Origin of the sequence: Clostridium sp. ZS2-4 (assembly GCF_026719745.1) — a bacterium.
Lineage (GTDB): Bacteria > Bacillota > Clostridia > Clostridiales > Clostridiaceae > Clostridium_H.
Genome location: NZ_JAPPRQ010000053.1, coordinates 165,701 through 181,251, shown reverse-complemented (window position 1 = coordinate 181,251; position 15,551 = coordinate 165,701). Strand labels below are relative to the sequence as shown.

Sequence of the window (15,551 nt, the reverse complement as noted above, 5' to 3'; positions counted from 1 at the left end):
AAAGTGCAGTTAGTTTTAATATTTTTTGAGCTTCACTCATATAGTATAGTATTAGAGAGTAGATTATAGGGTATGGGGGAGTTTTATGAAGATTATATTAATAAACAAAAGGAAATTGCAAGTTGTTTTTGTTGCTGTTATATCAATGATAATTCTTTTTGCAATTGGACAAATATTTGAGGGGCATATAAAGTCAGTAAGCTTTATACAAAATAATATAAGTTCTTTACAGGAGTACGAAGCTTTAGAAGGAAAATTAACCTATAAGCTTCCATCACAGTGGTGTGTAAAATCTAAAACCTTTCCTGGTGGTGAAATAATCTACCATAATGATTTTCAATCTGATGATCTTGTTATAACTGGGTTTGTTCAGGTTTGGAATATAAAAGATGATTTAAAAGATTTCTTAATGAAAAGTAAGGAAGTATCTGAGAAACAAAATATAATAAAAAATTATAGGATAAGTAATATAAAGATAAATAATAGAGAGGGATATTTGGTAAAGTACAATATGGTAGCTAATGATGTTGACTATACCGCCTATGAATATTTTATAAATAACAATAATCAATTTATTAGATTTTCATTCTTTGTAAAAAGTCAAAATTTCAAAGAAAGCTTTGCAGCTATTTTTTACAGTATAGTTAAAACAACAAAAATTAAAGGATAATTGATTTAGTATGTTTTAAGTATTATAATTTTATACATGAATAAAGAGAAGCTTTTAGCTTCTCTTATTATTTTTAGGAGGTAGAATAATGAAACCTATTTTGTTTGAAATTTTTGGCATCAAGATATATGGATATGGGGCTATGATAACCATAGGAATAATTTTTGCCATTATATTGTTATCTAAAAGAAGTAAAATAAGAGGCTATGACGATGATATGATATGGAATATGTCTATGCTTACAATAATCTTTGGAGTTTTGGGTGGCAAGATTTTATATATAATAACTGAATTTAAATATATTTTGACTAATCCACTATCAATTATTAAAGATTTTGGAAGCGGTTTTGTTATTTATGGCGGTATTATAGGCGGGATTTTGGGGATAATTGTATACTGCAAAAGAAAAAGATGGAATATATTAAGCGTGCTGGATTTAGTAATACCAAGTGTACCTTTAGCTCAAGGTTTTGGAAGAATAGGGTGTTTTTTAGCTGGATGCTGTTATGGAAGAGAAACTAGTCTTCCAATAGGCATTGTATTTAAAAATTCCTGGTTTGCACCTTCAGGTATAGCAATTCACCCTACACAACTATATTCTTCTGTATTTGATTTTGCTTTAGCTTTGTTTTTAATATGGTATGATAAAAAAGAAAGAGAAGATGGAAAGCTTTTTTCTATGTATGTTATAATTTATAGTGTTGGAAGATTTATAATAGAATTTTTGAGAAGTGATCCAAGAGGAAATGTAGGAATATTATCTACATCTCAATTTATAGCTATATTTACTCTTATCATAGGAATCATTCTTTTTAACATACAAAAGATTAAAAGAGCAAAGAAATAATTGTGGTTTACATCTTAGGAGGTGAGTGGATGTGAGTAAAAAATTAAGAAGTTTAGTTATTATATTAATAATAGCTTTTAGTGGTACTTTAACGGGATGTGGTCAAATAGACAATTTGCAAGTAAAGCTTGGGATGAAAAACACAGATTTTGAATACATAAAAGAAGGAAAAATTAATAAGGTAACTATACAAAATATTAGAGATAAAGGGTTTACCTTCATAGTTACAGATAAAAATTCAATAAGAGAATTGTACAATATTCTGTCAGATGCTAAAGAGGTTAAAAATAAAATATCTTTAGAACCGGATTATACCCTGGAATTCTATGAAGGCATAGATAAGGTTCATAAATTTAATTATGTTGCTGGCTTAGATAAAACCGATGCAGGAAATCTATATGGTGACAATAAAATGTATATTGTATCTAAAAGTCTTGATGATGACATTCTAAAAACTTTCTGGGATATAAGAATACCAAAAGAGTTTAAAAATGTTTATTATAATTCTATGCTGAAAGCTTTGGAAGATTACAGTAACGATTTAAAAGGTAATGAAAAAATAGGAATTGACATAGATGATGAAGAAGTAGCTAAGTTTATTATGACTATGGATATAGAAGAATTTAAGGAAAATCTAAAAAGTAATGAAGAAATAATTAAAAATGATGATAGAAATAAATATGATATTACTATGGATATATCAACAGAAGGTTATAAGTCTGATATATATAAATGTATAATTACTTTTTTTAATAAGAAAACTAAAAAGGAAATTAAGTACTATTTTGTAAATAAGTATAATTTAGGAGCATGGCAATTTAATATGAGTAAAGATAAGAAACCAGAAAAGTTTTAAAGAGTTTTTGGCATTTGATAAAAACCATTATAGTGATATAATGGTATTGATTAATTTTTATAGTACGCTTAGGAGGAATGGAAATGAGTAATTGTGATAGCTGTCCAAGTAAAGGATCATGCAATGAAGAAAGTTGTTCAAAGGTGCTTCCAAAGTATGGAAAAATAAAAAGTATAATTGGTGTTATTAGTGGTAAAGGTGGCGTTGGTAAATCTACAGTAACAGGAATTCTTGCATCACAGCTTTCAAAGGCTGGACATAAAGTAGGGGTTCTAGATGCTGATATTACAGGACCTTCAATGCCAAGAGTTTTAGGAATAAGTAATGAAAGATCTATGGCAATGCAATTAGAAGGAACAGAAGAAGTTAAATTTATGCCTGTCCAAACAGAAAGTGGAATAAAGGTTATGTCTCTTAACTTGTTAACTGAGGAAGAAGAACAGCCAGTTATTTGGAGAGGACCTTTAATTACTGGAGTTTTAAACCAAATGTATACTGATACAGTTTGGGATGAGTTGGATTACCTACTTATAGATATGCCTCCAGGAACAGGAGATATAGCTTTAACAATAATGCAGACATTACCACTAACAGGAATGGTTGTGGTTTCAACTCCTCAAGATATGGTTTCTATGATTGTTAAAAAGGTTGTAATAATGATAGAAAAAATGAACATAAACTTGTTAGGCGTAGTAGAAAATATGTCTTATGTAAAATGCGAAGGCTGTGGAGACAAAATAAGAGTATTCAGTAAAAAGCCAGCAGTTGAACATGCTGAATACCTAGGTGCACCACTTCTAGCAGAAATGCCAATAAATTTAGATTTGGTTGAAAGCTTGGAAAATGGAAAAATGGAAAGTTACATAAAAGAGTCTAAAGAGTATGACGAGTTGTTTGAGAACTTTGTGGAACAGTTGAATAAAATTGTGAAACAATAAAGTTTGGAGAGGCTTTATTATCTAAACTTATGAAGGCAGAAAAAATGAGGATATAAATTTCAAACAAGAATCTTCGGTACGTTAACGAGTTCTAAAGTTTGCTTATTTAAAATTTTCTACCCAGCCCTATGCAGCGTCCTGCTGCAGGTCTGGCTTTGCTCCGTCCATGGAGCAAAATTACGAAAATTTTAAAACGCAAACTTAAGAACTTGTAAAAACTACCTCAAGAATCTTTTATTGAAATTTATATCCCCTTATTTTTCTGCTTTAAACTTTTGTGAAATAAAGCCACCTAATTTTATTATGTATTAATAAAACAATCTCTCATGCCGGTAACTTTTATGAGTTATGTCGTAACATCCTTAAGTTGTGTTATAATTAAATAAAAAAGTCATTCATTTTATCATTAGTTATTTCTTTGGAAGCAGGTAAATCAATGTTAATTTTATCGCCTACTTTGGAATTGGGTGGGATATGAGATACACATAAATCCATGGTTGTTCCGTTTTCAAAAACGATGAAAGCATCTGTTTTATTCATATCTAATATTTTTCCTTGCATAGAGGTTCTCCTTTGCAGTTTATTCATTATATATTTTTTACTGGTTATACATGAATTATTCTTATAAAACATAAATAAAATGCATACTAAGAATAAGGGGTAGTTTTGAGAGGAGTAAAGGTTTTGTCAGCAAATTTCAGTTTATATTTTATCATGGTACTATTAACGATTTTAGTTATAAAGGAATATTATAAAATAAAAAAAGTTAACAATAGATTATCCACACTGCAAAGAATTAATAAAGCCTTTTATTGGTTGGGAAATCAAGCTAATGAAGTGAGAACTAAAAAAGAATTATATGAGGTTATGTTGGAGGCCGCTGTAGATTTAGTTGTATGTGCAGATAAGGGAAGTATACTTATTTTAGAAGGAGATGGAAGATTTCATTTTAAAGCAGCAAAAGGTTTTTCAGAGAATTTAACAAATCTAACATTAGGAAAAGAAGAAATCTTCTTGTATAAGGTTAATAATTTTACAGATACTGCAATAATACTAAATCCAGCTGAATTTGATAAAAAAAATATGAGTATTGAAAGCAAATCAGAGTTTGATAAATATGAAGACTTAAATATTACTGCTACTATAAGTGCGCCTATACATATAGATGATAAACTTATAGGGGTAATAAATATTGATAGTATAAAAAAAGATAAGACATTTACAAATGATGATTTGGAAGCAATGAATCATATAAGAAATCAGCTGCAAATAGTATTGAAAAATTTTATAATTCAAGATGAATTAAGATATAAGGCTCATCACGATTATTTAACAGGGATATATAATAGGAGAATATTTAATTACCTTTTAAATGAAGAAATAGAAAAAATAAATAAACTTAATACTAAGTTATTTTTTATTTTAATTGATATAGATAATTTTAAAAAAATAAATGATAAATATGGTCACGTAACAGGAGACAAAGCTCTGCAACATTTCACAAAAATACTAAGAAAAAATATAAGTAAAAACGATATTTATGCAAGGGTAGCTGGAGATGAGTTTGTTATTCTATTTAAAAATTCTTCAAAGGATAGGATTGAAGAAGTGATGACAAGTATAAGAAAAATGCTTGATGAAACAGTTATTAATAATCTAAAGGTAAGCTTTAGCTATGGAATATGTGAAATAGAATCTAGTGAAAACTTGTCTATAGAAGAAATTTATCGGATTGCGGATAAAAATATGTATATGGATAAAGCAAGAAAAAAGGAGATATGAGAAGTTAATGGATAACTATGAGGTCATATTAAGACTTGCGCTTGCTATCTTTATTGGTGGACTTCTTGGTTACGAAAGAGAATTTAAAAATAGACCGGCAGGACTTAGAACTCATATTCTAGTTTGTGTTGGTGCGGCTATAATATCAATGATACAGCTTCATATTACTACAGATACAATCGTACTTATTATTGAGCATCCAGAACTTTCAAATGCAGTTAAAGCTGATATGGGAAGATTGGGTGCTCAAGTCATATCAGGAATAGGTTTTTTAGGGGTTGGAACAATAATACATGAAAAAGGTTCAGTTAAAGGACTTACTACAGCAGCAAGTATTTGGACAGTAGGATGTATAGGTCTTGCTATTGGTATGGGTTACTATTTCTTAAGCTGCATATCGGCCATAAGTGTTTTTTTTACAGTAGTCTTTTTGAGACGATTTGAATCTAATTTTTTTAAAAAAGTAGATGTGGTAAAATTAGGAGTTGAATATTACAATAAAGGAGATATTAATTTAGAACTGACAAATTACTTCAAAGCTAAAAATATAAAAATCAAAGATGTACAATTTTTAATACAAGGAAGAGAAGAAAATCCTTTGTTTAGAAAATGCATATATATAATCTTAGTTCCAAGATGTGTGAAAATTAATAAGGTTATTGAAGAATTGAATGAGTTTGAGAAAATAGTGAAAGTCAGAAAAGAATAAAATTGTGAAACAATTTTATTCTAGTAACCAGTGACCAATCCCCAGTCCCCAGACAATGACGTTTTGCTAATGCAAAACTAAAATTAGAATAAAGCAAACTAGGCTTAAAATATAAATGCTCTATCTTTAAGTCTAGTTTTTTTTATTTTATTTAATTGTTTTTAATTGCTTTTATGTTTTTTCTTTACGCTGGGGATTGGTGATTGGCTACTGGGGAAAATAAGAATGTTGCTTCGCAACATTCTTATTTTCTCACTTTGTTTTCAAAGTCTTTTTGTATTGCATGAAGGCGTTTTGTGCCGTCTATGCGTTTTTGCCTTGCTTCATTTTCAATTTGTTTAGTTTCTTCTATTCCTTGAATAATAGTTTGCCATGTTTTTTCAAGAGTTTCTATTTGAATAGAACTTCCAGATGCAAGCTGAGCTGTAAGCTTGGATTGCATTGCTGTATTTTGAGCATTTCTAAGCAGTAATTCGTTTGTTTTTTCATCCAAAGCAGCCATAGCTTTTGATTGAACAGCCTGTCTTTTTAGAGTTATAGCTTGTATTAAGCTTTGTTTAAATATTGGTATAGTAACTATAAAAGCAGAGTTTATTTTTCTAACTAAATTATAGTTACCCTGCTGTATTAATTTAATTTGAGGCATAGTTTGAAGAGAAACATTTTTAGCAAGTTCTAAATCATAAACTCTTTGCTCTAGCATTTGTAAAAGCTGCATTCCATTAGATAAATTTATTTGATCTATTTGTTCTGGTGAAGCGGCAGCTTTGTTTTGCAGTTCAGGAAGTATATTATTTTTGAAGTTTTCTATAACTACATTGCCTGCACAAATATATTTTTCCAGCAATTCATAGTAGTCCATGTTTTTATTGAACATTTCTTCTAAATTTTGATTTGAAGAATTTATTTCAGCTTCATATTTTTTTAATTGAACGTAAACTTTATCTACTTCTCCACCCATTGTGTGATATTTTTGGAATAGAGCATCTATAGAGTCCTTAGCTTTATGAAAAAGCTTTTCGAAGAACCCAGGTTTTTTATCTTGAAAATCTTTCACATCAAATTTATCCATTATTTTATTAAGCTGAGTTAAAAGTTGTCCTGAATCTTCCACAGATGTTGTTTGTATTGAACTTAAGATTTGGTCTGCAAAGCTGGATATTTCAGCGGCAGTATCTTGTCCAAAAGCCATTATGCTGTCAACATTTTGTGTATCAATTTGCTTTGCAAGGGCTATTACTTCTGGTGAATTTTTAACTCTTAGAGCGATTTCATTGGTTTCTTTCTCAAGATTAATTCCTTCTGATTGTAAAGCCATCATTTCATTTGTATTGTTTATCATAAAAATCCTCCTTATTTAAAAAGATTAGACCAAAATGAATTTGATTTATTCTTATTTTTACGTATTGATTTTAAATCAGGTAATTCCAGGTTAAATTTAATGTCTTCCAGTTTATGAGTATCAAAGTATTTTTCATCAATTTTTTGTTCAATATTGTTATAGCCTGTAGGTGTAAATATCACTATGTCAAAACCTATCAGATTTAAGAAGGCTAACATAATAAAGTCTTCATCACTAAAGATATTTTCATCTTTATCATAAATAAATATCTTTGGTATTTTAAATGGATAGTCAAACTTTTGAATTAGTTCCAGTATGTTTTTATCTATGGTTAGCACTGTCATTAAAATTCTAAGCCTGAATTCTACACTAAGAGAATATTTAAAAATCGGTAATTTAAGCAGTTGATTTATCTTGTAAATAATAGTATCCTGTAAAGAAGTTTTTAAATAACCAAATTTATAAAGACGGTGTTTAAATAAACTTTCTCTATCAACAAGTCCATTTTTATCAAAGCAGTATTCTAAAGAATATAAGTCATATTTTGAGCAATTAGTTTTTATATAAGGCAGTTGTGGTATAAAGAGTAAATTATCTGGTTCCTTCAGTTCTGCAAATTCACTCCAATATAGATTTAAGTCACTATGAACTCCACTTATTTTTGCAAACAGATTTGGAAGGTAAACAGTTCCGTTTTCTATTCTGAATCCGGGACGCATTCTTGCTTCTTCCTTCCAAAGAATTTTCAGCTCATCATAGGTTGTCTTTAAGGTTAAAGGATGAGTTTTATAATTTTCAAACTGCCAAGGTCTGTAAAGACCATCTTCTTCATTATAAATAACATTGCCAATTTCTCTTGAAGCTTTAAAAGCAGTTGTTTCCTGTCTAATTATTACTTCTTCTAAAGGAAACTCTTTCAGCGGAGATGTATTAGGTAAAGTTATTAGCTTAGTATCTATTTTATCTCTATCTATTTTTTCAAAAGTTTCATCATTACAAGAGTTAATATATAAAATATCACATCCTAATTTAGATAAAAATAGTAAAAAGTAAGCTTCATGTTTTTTTATATCTCCATAATACAATATTTTAGGATTGTATATTTCATTTGTAGAATTCTTAAGGTAATCAAATTTTTTAAATAAATTCGGTACAAATTTATGAATCCACATAAGTATTTTTAAACTGAAATTTTTAATTTTAGCTGTATTAATATTAGGTTCCGTATTCAAGTATAATTCTAAAATAGAATTAAAGCTTTTTACTATGGAAGAGGTTATTATTTCTTGTTTTAAATCAGGAAAAGCATCAGCCTCCATTAATAATCCAATTAAAACATATTTTTTATTTTTATTAAAGTCATGGACAGCTTTCCATATACTGTTTGTTTTACTCATAAGTTCTGGGCTTGACTCAATAGGTAGGTCACATGTAAACTTCAAATATAAATTACCAAGAGATTCTAATTTTTTATCCAATCGGTATAAATTGTTATAATATTGATTTTTATTTTCTTCTATTCCTATGTATCTATAAAAATACACTGGTATTATAGGCATAGGTTTACCAATAAAGCCGCTTCGTTTATTTAAAGAAGATGAAAAATCTTTTAAAATATCATTGGAAGCTTTAAGGGCTGAACTTATAGAGTTCATGTAGTTACTTACGTTGAAAGTTTTAACAGAAGTTTTAATTTCGGTTTTAGGTATATTATTACTAACTTTTTCAGACGTATTAAAATTTAAAGCTCCTGTAGAAATTGACTTTTGATTTTGCAGTTTTTTATTAAAATCTAACTTTTCAATTTCTAAGCTTGTTTTTAACGGTAGATTTAAAATTTTAGAATAATGTCCTTCTTTATCAATGAATGAAAAATCACAGTCAGAAGGAGAATTTATATATAAAACATCACAACCTAAACGAGATAAGAAAATTAAAAAATATACTTCGTGCTTTTTTACATCTCCATAGTAAATCACTTTTGGATTTATAATTTCCGTATTGTTTGGTGTTTTTAAACTGAAATTTTGTACTAAATTTGGAATAAAGTCATTTATCCAAGTAATTAACTTTAAGGTGAAATTTTTGATTTTAGTTAAATTTAAATTTGCCTCTTTTTTCAGATATAATCCTAAAATATGAGCAAAGACTTCCACAATAGAAGTATCTATCAATGAATTATCTATATTAGGAATTGAGCCATTTCCTCCTAATAATTTCACTAGAGTGTGTATTTTTGAATTGTCAAAAGGCTCTAAATTATTTCTATCCCAAGTAATTTGAATTTTTTCCATTAACCTATGATTAGTGTTAAAAGGTATGTTAGAAACAAATCTTAAATATTGATTGTTTAATTTAGATAAATTTTCATCTAGCTTATGGAGTTTCTTATAATAGTCTTCTTCTTCATTAATACCTATACATCTATAAAAATAAATAGGTATGATTGGACTAGGACCCTTTATAAATCCAATTCTTTTGTTTACTGGTACAAGTATATCATTGAAAATATCATCAGAGCTTTTAATGGAAGAATTTATGAATTTTCGAATGTTAACCATATATCATGCCTACTTTCAAATAATTGATTATATTAAAATATTTCCTATTAAATATATTATACAAAAAACTTGTAAATCCTATTTAAAAATTAAAAAAGAATATGAAAATATAGCTTTTATTATGATATACTAACCTTAATAAATCAAGTATTTATTCTAAAGATGAATGGTAAGGGGCGTGTGTTAAATGTTTAATTTTAGAGTACATCAAGAATTAAGCTGTGTTGCGGATGGAGAGGGACATTTTTTTGCTAGAGTTGGGGCTATGGTAGCCCAAAAGGGAAGCTTTACGGCAGAGAAGGTTTTACTAGATCCAAATCAGAACAGAAGCATTTTAAATTCAATGATAAATCTTGCAGCCAGAAAGCTTACAGGGGAAAACATACCTATAATGAAGGTTAGTGGTAAGGGTACATATTATATGGCTAATAGAGCCCAGCATGTTAGCATAATAAAATTGCAACCAGGTCAAAGTGTTGGAGTTGAAGGAGAAAATTTACTAGCTTTTACGGCAGATTGTAAATATGGAGTTAGATTCATTGGAAGTGGGGTTATATCACAAAAGGGATTATTTACTTCAAATCTTACTGCAATGGGAAGTGATGCACAGGTTGTTATAACTACAAATGGAAATCCTATAATACTTGAAACTCCATGTGTTGTAGATCCTGATGCAGTTATATGCTGGACAGGTCAAGACCCAAGCTTTAGAACAGATGTAAGCTGGAAAACATTTATTGGACAAAGTTCTGGAGAGTCTTATTTCATGGAATTTAATAGCCCAGGAGAAGTTGTTATAGTTCAACCTGCTGAGAGACCTTCAGGAGTTAATATAGCAATTGACTAATAAAAGAAGCTTAGAAAAATAAGTTTTTATTGTGTTTTGTGTCAAATAAATTTATTAAACCATTGATGAAAGTGGTTATATTATGAAATTATGGTTTATTTATTCCAAAGTTTACATCATTTAAGTAGTTATAAAGTTCACTTTAAATGATAAAATATGACTAGTGATTTATTTGACATACTCATAACCACTTGTATATTTAATTGTGTGGTAACGTTTGTTCAGTATGCCATATCTGCTTTTGGGTAGCATTGCCAATTTAGCTTTTTATTTTGCAGAATTAAAGTAAATAAACTAACTTATGACGAAAGTGGTGCAAGGAATGAAGGATAGAAAAGATATTATATGGTTTGATAATAAAATGATGGATATATACAATAAATTTTCTGATTTTTTAGAATTCAAAAAAGATCTTAATCCTCAGCTTGAATCATTAAAAATTATTATTATTTACGTGATTATAGGTGCACTTTGGATACTGTTATCGGATGAGGTTTTAGATATTTTTATTAATGATACACATATTTTGAAAGAAGTCCAGTTATATAAAGGCTGGTTTTATGTTGTTGTAACAGGAGCCATATTTTATTTTATTATAAACAGCAAAATGATGTTGTTTAAATTGGCAATTGATAAAATTTTAGAAGGATATGATGAGTTAAGTTTTGCTAATGAAGAATTAATGGCACTGGATGAAGAATTAAGTCAGCAGTACGATGAACTGGAGAAACATAGAAATGAACTTGTAATCAGCAATCAACGTTATGAATTGGCGGTGGAAGGAGCAAATGATGGTATCTGGGATTGGGATTTGCAGACAGGTGTATATTTCTTTACTATAAAATGGAAAAAAGAATTAGGTTATGACAAGGATGAATTAGAACATTCTTTGGAAACTTGGAAAACACTTTTACATCCGGAAGATTTGCAAAGAGTTTTAGACAAAATAGAAGCATATTTGATTTCTAAAGAAGGTATTTATGAAGATACCTATCGAATTCGATGTAAAGATGGGCAGTATCGTTGGATTCTTAGTCGTGGAAAAGGGGTGTGGGACAGCCAAGGAAATCTAATTCGTATTGCTGGTTCCCATACTGATATTACAGAACAAGTAAATTTGCAAGATAGATTGCAGTCACTGGCATATTATGATACACTGACCCAACTTCCAAATCGCACCATGCTTCAAGAAGAAGTAAGGAAACAAATTAAACAAGCACAAGAAAAAAAGCACAAGCTTGCATTTATATATTTCGATATTGATAATTTCAAGCATATAAATGATACTATGGGACATGATGCAGGAGATAAACTTATATTACATATAGCTAATATGTTATTACATGAAATTAAATCTCCAAATTTGGTAGCTAGATTAAGTGGAGATGAGTTTGCCATAGTACTGGTGAATGTAGAAAATACCAATAATATTATTTTAGAAATTAATCGTATTTTTAAATATATAAGAAGACCTTGGATTTTAGAAAAACAAGAATTTTATATATCTGCCAGTATGGGAGTTGCAGTATATCCTGAGCATGGCACGGATTTATCAACTCTTATGAAAAATGCAGATACAGCAATGTTTCATATCAAAGAGAATGGAAAAGATGGATTCGGCATTTTTACTTGTGATATGCGAGAAAAAACTTGGCGCTATATTCAAATGAGTAATCAATTAAGATATGCTATACAAAATGAAGAGTTTGTATTGTATTATCAGCCGCAAATTGATTTGAATACGGGTAAGATTATAGGTGTAGAAGCCCTTATTCGTTGGATACATCCTGAAAAAGGATTCATCTCACCTATGGAATTTATCCCTTTTGCTGAAGAAACGGGATATATTAGAGAGATTGGAGAATGGGTACTGAAAACAGCCTGCAAACAAAAAAGAAAATGGGAAGAGGAAGGATATTCCAACATAAAAATGTCTATTAATCTATCAAGTAAAAGATTAACACAGGAAGGATTAGTGTCAAACGTTCAACATATATTGGAAGAATATAATATGAACGCTTGTAATATTGAATTGGAAATTACTGAAACGGCTGTGATGGATGATCTACAAAAGGCTATTGAAGTATTGCAGCAGCTAAAGCAATTAGGTATAACTATTGCCTTGGATGATTTTGGTACTGGATATTCTTCATTGACCTATGTACAGAAACTGCCTATTGATATATTAAAAGTGGATAGAGAATTCATTAAAAATATTATAAATGAAGATGAAGAATCTTATATTTTCAAATTAATTGTTGAGTTAGCCCACAGTTTAGATCTGAAGGTTATAGCAGAAGGAGTAGAGACAAAAGAACAATTGGCATTTTTGAAGAAGAATGTTTGTGATATTGGACAAGGATATTATTTCAGTAGGCCTATACCAGCATCTGAGATAGAGAAGATGCTGGTATAGGAAAAAGAGTAAAATATAATATTGCACACATAAAAAGCGGAACACTTTAAAATACAAAAAAAGAAAGGAGCAATCAGTAAAGAGTGAGCATAAATATATATAACCCAAATATAAATAATATAAGTTCTCGGCAGTGCAGGTACGGGAGTTTGGTTGTAGAGACGTCCCTAAGGGAAGAAGAGGGGATTATTGATTTATCACAACCTGCACAAGTTATTGAAAACCAGGCAACATATACAGGCAATACAGTTAATCTTCAAAATAATAGTGGTTATATAAATACTGTGACTAATTCAGTTCCAGCTGCAAGTGTAACAAATACTGCTACTAAACCAGTTAAAAACAAAGCTGTGAGAGCTAGTATTAACACTATTAATTCTACTAAGCTACTGAGAGGTCAGAAAGTAAGTGTAAATTCAAAAACTAAAAATATTTCAAAGCTTATGGTTGGATTAGAGTGGGATATAAATTTTAATGGAAATGTAGAATTTGATTTAGATACATCAGTTTTTATGGTGGATGGAAACAATAATACAGCGGAAGAAAATTTTATTTTTTACGGAAATCCTTCCAGTAGAGATGGGGGAGTGGTTATAGATAAAGACCACAATTCTTTATTAGAGGGTGGATTTGATGGCGCTATTCAGCTTAATTTGAATTTGATTTCGCCTAATATTCAAAAGCTTGCATTTACCGTAACAATTTATGAAGCAGATAAACGCCGTCAGAATTTTGGAGCTGTATCTAATGGATATTTTAAGATTATAGATACTGAAACTAAGAGTGAAATCATAAGCTATAATTTTAATACAGGCTTAAAATATGAGACAGCAGTTGTTGTTGCAGAAATTTACAGGTATAAAAATGAGTGGAAGGTATCACCAATAGGCAGTGGATTTAATGGTGGGCTTCAAGCCTTGTGTGATAATTATGGAATAGAGACTAAATAAGAAATCTCCATGAATAAATTTTCATGGAGATTTCTTCTTCTTATTATTATTTTCTATTTTCATCAGTAAAGGCATTATAAGTGATTTTACGCAGTATTACCATTACAGCTATAAACATCACTATTAAAAAGTTGTTTTACCAGCACCATTAGGTCCTAATAATCCATAAACACTATTTTCAAGAGTAACTGAAAAATCATTTGTAGCTTTATTTCTTCCGAACTTTTTATTAAGATTTTTTAATTTTAATTTCATTATTATATATAACATAAAAAAATTAATGCCTATATCAATTTCAATTGAAGTATTAAAGCTTGGAAGCTTTTCTATTGTATCAACTTTTTAAAAGGGTTTAATCTTACGATAATGTAAGATTAAACAACTGTTTTGTAAGGTGAATAAATGGTATATATGAATTTAAAACTATATAATTATACATGTAAGCAGTTAGTTACGGAGGAGGATGTAATATGAAAAAGAAATTTTTAGCAATGATTATAACGGCGTTAGTTTGTGTTTCAATAGTAGGATGTGGTAAATCAACTGATAAATCTGCACAAGCTGAAAATAAAACACAGCAAACAGAAAGCAAAAAGGATGTTTTAAAAGATAATCATTATAAATATAAGGAAATGGGCTTAGAATATACTGTACCGGAAGCATGGGTTGAAAAAGAGGGAATAGGTCCAGCTTGTGTAGTAGGAGGAAAATTTGGAGTAGCTTATATAGTAGGAGAGATCCCATACGAATTTGTACCTGCTGAATTTATTAAGAAAATAGAAGCAAAAGCAAAAAATGCAAAAACTGAAGAAGAACAAAAAAAACTATTTGAAGAATATCAAACTAAGGCAAAAGAAATTTTTACTATCTTAGTATTGGATAAAAACAAGGAAAAGAATGGTCCAAAAGAAGATAAAGAAACAAAAGAAAAAGTTTTCTCAAAGTATCAACATAAGGATAAAGTAGCTGAAAAAGATAGTTTGGAATGCTACATATTATACAATGATAAATATGATGAAAATGGATTATCGGATGAAGAAAAGAAGGAATTTAAAGAAGCACTTAAAGGAATTGATGAGTTAAAGAAAAATATAAAGTTATTTACGCCAATAGATAAAGATGCAGAAATGATGAAACATAAAAATATAGAGTTTAAAACAAAAGCTTTAGATGGGAAAGAAGCAGACAGCAGTATCTTTAAAGATAATAAGCTTACAATGGTAAATATATGGGCTACTTTCTGTGAACCTTGTATTGCAGAAATGCCAGATCTTCAAAAGCTTTATGAAGAAGTAAAGAAAGAAAATATAAACATACTAGGTATTGTTGCAGATACATCTGATGATGAAGAAAATCAAGAATTAGCAAAGAGAATAGTAAAAGAAAAAGGAGTAGCATATACTAATATAATTCCTGATGAAAAATTACAGAATGGATTCTTAAAAGACGTATCGGGAGTTCCAACAACTATATTTGTTGACAGCAAAGGAAATATTATTGGTAAACCTATAGTAGGATCTCGCGGCAAGGAAGAATATAAGAAGGAAATACAAGAAAGATTAAAGACTTTAAAATAATTAAATAGTTTACAGGCAACATTATTAGGAATATTTATTGTCTGTAAATCTACTTG

13 protein-coding genes and 1 pseudogene are annotated in these 15,551 nt (G+C 29.3%); 10 read left to right on the top strand and 4 right to left on the bottom strand.

Annotated features, from left to right (window positions below; genetic code table 11):
* Window positions 1–85: 85 nt before the first annotated feature.
* The 4 genes from OIO11_RS10800 to OIO11_RS10785 all read left to right on the top strand — a co-directional run bounded on the left by OIO11_RS10800 (window position 86) and on the right by OIO11_RS10785 (window position 3,311).
* Window positions 86–670, top strand: coding sequence for a hypothetical protein (locus OIO11_RS10800; RefSeq protein ID WP_268071474.1), 585 nt, complete (start codon window positions 86–88; stop codon window positions 668–670).
* A gap of 88 nt (window positions 671–758) precedes the next feature.
* Entirely contained in the window at window positions 759–1,517 is a 759-nt protein-coding gene (locus tag OIO11_RS10795; RefSeq protein WP_268071472.1) for a prolipoprotein diacylglyceryl transferase, read from the top strand.
* Between the two features lie 31 nt (window positions 1,518–1,548).
* On the top strand, window positions 1,549–2,373 hold the full coding sequence (locus OIO11_RS10790; RefSeq protein ID WP_268071471.1) for a hypothetical protein: 825 nt from the start codon (window positions 1,549–1,551) through the stop codon (window positions 2,371–2,373).
* Window positions 2,374–2,456: 83 nt separating this feature from the next.
* The gene (locus OIO11_RS10785) at window positions 2,457–3,311 is read left to right on the top strand and encodes an Mrp/NBP35 family ATP-binding protein (protein ID WP_268071470.1); all 855 of its coding nucleotides are present in this window, start codon (window positions 2,457–2,459) and stop codon (window positions 3,309–3,311) included.
* A 378-nt stretch (window positions 3,312–3,689) separates the two neighbouring features.
* On the opposite strand, the gene OIO11_RS10780 is transcribed toward OIO11_RS10785, so the two are convergent.
* A complete protein-coding gene (locus OIO11_RS10780) occupies window positions 3,690–3,872 on the bottom strand; it encodes a hypothetical protein (RefSeq protein WP_268071469.1) in 183 nt (60 codons plus the stop codon).
* 123 nt (window positions 3,873–3,995) lie between these two features.
* On the opposite strand from OIO11_RS10780, the gene OIO11_RS10775 reads away from it, so the two are divergent.
* Window positions 3,996–5,093, top strand: a complete 1,098-nt coding sequence (locus OIO11_RS10775) for a sensor domain-containing diguanylate cyclase (protein ID WP_268071468.1) — start codon at window positions 3,996–3,998, stop codon at window positions 5,091–5,093.
* Window positions 5,094–5,100: 7 nt separating this feature from the next.
* The gene (locus tag OIO11_RS10770) at window positions 5,101–5,802 is read left to right on the top strand and encodes an MgtC/SapB family protein (protein ID WP_268071466.1); all 702 of its coding nucleotides are present in this window, start codon (window positions 5,101–5,103) and stop codon (window positions 5,800–5,802) included.
* Window positions 5,803–6,046: 244 nt separating this feature from the next.
* Here the strand turns inward: OIO11_RS10770 and OIO11_RS10765 are convergent, their stop codons facing one another.
* Together OIO11_RS10765 and OIO11_RS10760 are read right to left on the bottom strand one after the other, a co-directional pair.
* On the bottom strand, window positions 6,047–7,144 hold the full coding sequence (locus OIO11_RS10765) for a toxic anion resistance protein (RefSeq protein WP_268071465.1): 1,098 nt from the start codon (window positions 7,142–7,144) through the stop codon (window positions 6,047–6,049).
* 11 nt (window positions 7,145–7,155) lie between these two features.
* Window positions 7,156–9,705, bottom strand: a complete 2,550-nt coding sequence (locus OIO11_RS10760) for a YceG family protein (RefSeq protein WP_268071464.1) — start codon at window positions 9,703–9,705, stop codon at window positions 7,156–7,158.
* Between the two features lie 187 nt (window positions 9,706–9,892).
* Here OIO11_RS10760 and OIO11_RS10755 point away from each other — a divergent pair, with 187 nt between their 5' ends.
* The 3 genes from OIO11_RS10755 (at window position 9,893) to OIO11_RS10745 (ending at window position 13,918) form a co-directional block, all read left to right on the top strand.
* Window positions 9,893–10,552 (top strand): AIM24 family protein, encoded by a 660-nt coding sequence (locus tag OIO11_RS10755; protein WP_268071462.1) that lies wholly within the window; start codon window positions 9,893–9,895, stop codon window positions 10,550–10,552.
* A 301-nt stretch (window positions 10,553–10,853) separates the two neighbouring features.
* Window positions 10,854–12,968, top strand: coding sequence for a putative bifunctional diguanylate cyclase/phosphodiesterase (locus OIO11_RS10750; protein ID WP_268071461.1), 2,115 nt, complete (start codon window positions 10,854–10,856; stop codon window positions 12,966–12,968).
* A 149-nt stretch (window positions 12,969–13,117) separates the two neighbouring features.
* Complete coding sequence (locus OIO11_RS10745) at window positions 13,118–13,918, top strand: TerD family protein (RefSeq protein ID WP_268071460.1); 801 nt, start codon at window positions 13,118–13,120, stop codon at window positions 13,916–13,918.
* Between the two features lie 129 nt (window positions 13,919–14,047).
* Here OIO11_RS10745 and OIO11_RS10740 read toward each other — a convergent pair.
* Window positions 14,048–14,176: pseudogene (locus OIO11_RS10740) on the bottom strand (ABC transporter ATP-binding protein); the annotation flags it as partial.
* 212 nt (window positions 14,177–14,388) lie between these two features.
* Here OIO11_RS10740 and OIO11_RS10735 point away from each other — a divergent pair.
* Window positions 14,389–15,495 carry a TlpA disulfide reductase family protein gene (locus OIO11_RS10735; RefSeq protein ID WP_268071459.1) on the top strand — a complete coding sequence of 369 codons (1,107 nt, stop codon included), beginning with the start codon at window positions 14,389–14,391 and terminating at the stop codon, window positions 15,493–15,495.
* Window positions 15,496–15,551 lie beyond the last annotated feature (56 nt).

What these genes read in the sequence shown, in the direction of transcription:
- OIO11_RS10800 (WP_268071474.1), top strand. Translation starts at nt 86, where the DNA reads ATGAAGATTATATTAATAAACAAAAGGAAATTGCAAGTTGTTTTTGTT.
- OIO11_RS10795 (WP_268071472.1), top strand. Translation starts at nt 759, where the DNA reads ATGAAACCTATTTTGTTTGAAATTTTTGGCATCAAGATATATGGATAT.
- OIO11_RS10785 (WP_268071470.1), top strand. Translation starts at nt 2,457, where the DNA reads ATGAGTAATTGTGATAGCTGTCCAAGTAAAGGATCATGCAATGAAGAA.
- OIO11_RS10780 (WP_268071469.1), bottom strand. Translation starts at nt 3,872, where the DNA reads ATGCAAGGAAAAATATTAGATATGAATAAAACAGATGCTTTCATCGTT.
- OIO11_RS10770 (WP_268071466.1), top strand. Translation starts at nt 5,101, where the DNA reads ATGGATAACTATGAGGTCATATTAAGACTTGCGCTTGCTATCTTTATT.
- OIO11_RS10765 (WP_268071465.1), bottom strand. Translation starts at nt 7,144, where the DNA reads ATGATAAACAATACAAATGAAATGATGGCTTTACAATCAGAAGGAATT.
- OIO11_RS10760 (WP_268071464.1), bottom strand. Translation starts at nt 9,705, where the DNA reads ATGGTTAACATTCGAAAATTCATAAATTCTTCCATTAAAAGCTCTGAT.
- OIO11_RS10755 (WP_268071462.1), top strand. Translation starts at nt 9,893, where the DNA reads ATGTTTAATTTTAGAGTACATCAAGAATTAAGCTGTGTTGCGGATGGA.
- OIO11_RS10750 (WP_268071461.1), top strand. Translation starts at nt 10,854, where the DNA reads ATGACGAAAGTGGTGCAAGGAATGAAGGATAGAAAAGATATTATATGG.
- OIO11_RS10735 (WP_268071459.1), top strand. Translation starts at nt 14,389, where the DNA reads ATGAAAAAGAAATTTTTAGCAATGATTATAACGGCGTTAGTTTGTGTT.